The organism is Nonomuraea longispora, from assembly GCF_004348345.1.
GTDB lineage: Bacteria > Actinomycetota > Actinomycetes > Streptosporangiales > Streptosporangiaceae > Nonomuraea > Nonomuraea longispora.
In genome coordinates, this window is sequence record NZ_SMJZ01000429.1 from 1 (window position 1) to 1,418 (window position 1,418).

Annotated in this window: 3 protein-coding genes; all 3 read right to left on the reverse strand. The window is 76.4% G+C overall.

Annotation, left to right across the window (positions count from 1 at the left end):
* Positions 1-200: hypothetical protein (locus E1267_RS43750; RefSeq protein WP_132342212.1), on the reverse strand; the 200-nt coding region annotated here is incomplete at its 3' end.
* Between the two features lie 23 nt (positions 201-223).
* Complete coding sequence (locus E1267_RS43755; protein ID WP_132342214.1) at positions 224-1,051, reverse strand: ABC transporter ATP-binding protein; 828 nt, start codon at positions 1,049-1,051, stop codon at positions 224-226.
* A partial coding sequence (locus tag E1267_RS43760) for an oligopeptide/dipeptide ABC transporter ATP-binding protein (protein WP_342774968.1) occupies positions 1,048-1,418 on the reverse strand: 371 nt, incomplete at its 5' end. The genes E1267_RS43755 and E1267_RS43760, both read right to left, overlap by 4 nt.

Sequence of the window (1,418 nt, forward strand, 5' to 3'; positions counted from 1 at the left end):
GCGGCCAGGTCGGGCGCGACGGCCTCGGTGACGGCGCGGAATTCCATGGCCCGGTCCCTGGCGGCCGCCAGGCCGAGGCCGCTGACGATCAGCTCGTGGTGGCGCAGGACGAGCGGGCGGGCGGCCTCGCCGTACGCCTGGCCCGCGGCGCGGCCGTCGCCGGGAACGTCGATCTCCGTCAACCGGACGGGAGGGCTCACCCGTCCACCTCCTTCGGTCTCGTTCATGGTGTCCTCGCCGTGCGCCGCGCGGTGAGCGACGGCACGGCGGCGACCAGTTCGCGGGTGTACTCGTGCCGGGGGTCGGTGTAGATCTGCTCGGCGGGTCCCAGCTCGACCAGCTCGCCGCCGCGCATCACGCCGATCCGGTCGGCGACCAGCCGGACGACGGCCAGGTCGTGGGAGATGAACACGCAGCCGAAGCCGGTGGCCTCGCGCAGCCCGGCGAGCAGGTCGAGGATTTGCGCCTGGGTGGAGACGTCCAGCGCGGAGACCGGCTCGTCGCAGATCAGCACGCGCGGGTCGCAGGCGATCGCGCGGGCGATGGCGATGCGCTGGCGCTGGCCGCCGGAGAACGCGCGCGGCAACCGGTCCGCGTGCTCGGGCCGAAGCCCCACCTGCCGCAGGAGGCCGGCGACCCGGTCGCGGCGGGCGGCGGCGTCCAGGCTTGTGTGCAGCAGGAGGGGTTCGGCGATGCTCGCCCCGACGCGCATGGCCGGGTTGAGCGAGCCGAGCGGATCCTGGAAGACCATCTGCAGGTCCCTGCGGCGGGCCCGCAACGCCCGGCCGCGCAGGCGGGCCAGGTCGTCGCCGTCGAGCAGCACCTGCCCGCGGTCGGGACGCAGCAGGCCGACCAGCATGCGCGCGGTCGTGGACTTGCCCGAGCCGCTCTCGCCGACGATGGCCAGCGTCTCGCCCGTGCCCACCTCGAACGACACATCCCGCACGGCGGGCCGCCCGCCGAACGTCTTCTCCAGGCCGCGCGCCCGCAGCAGGGCACCGGCCTCCTGCCCGCTCGCGCCGCTGCCACGGACCTGGTCCCGCCCGCTCATGGTGTCGCCTCCGCCGGCCTGCGGAGCGCGCCGAGCCGGCGGAGTTCGGTGCTGCGGGCGCAGCGAACGCTCCGGGCGCCCGTCCCGACGAGCTCGACCGGCGCGCTGTCGCACGGGTCGGGCCGCGTGTGAGCGCAGCGGGAGCTGAACGCGCAGCCGGGCGGCGGCTCGCCGGGGGCGGGGACGGCGCCGGGGACGGCCCGGGGCTTGCGCCCGCGCATGGCGTTCTCGGGCGCGGCGGCCAGGAGCGCCGCCGTGTACGGGTGCGCGTGATCGTCGAACACCTCGCCCACGCCGCCCTCCTCGACGAGGCGGCCCGCGTACATGACCGCGAGCCGGTGGCAGGTGCCGGCGACCACGCCGAGGT

Bases quoted from the DNA above. Each gene is read 5' to 3' on its own strand.
- E1267_RS43755 (WP_132342214.1), bottom strand. From the start codon at position 1,051: ATGAGCGGGCGGGACCAGGTCCGTGGCAGCGGCGCGAGCGGGCAGGAG.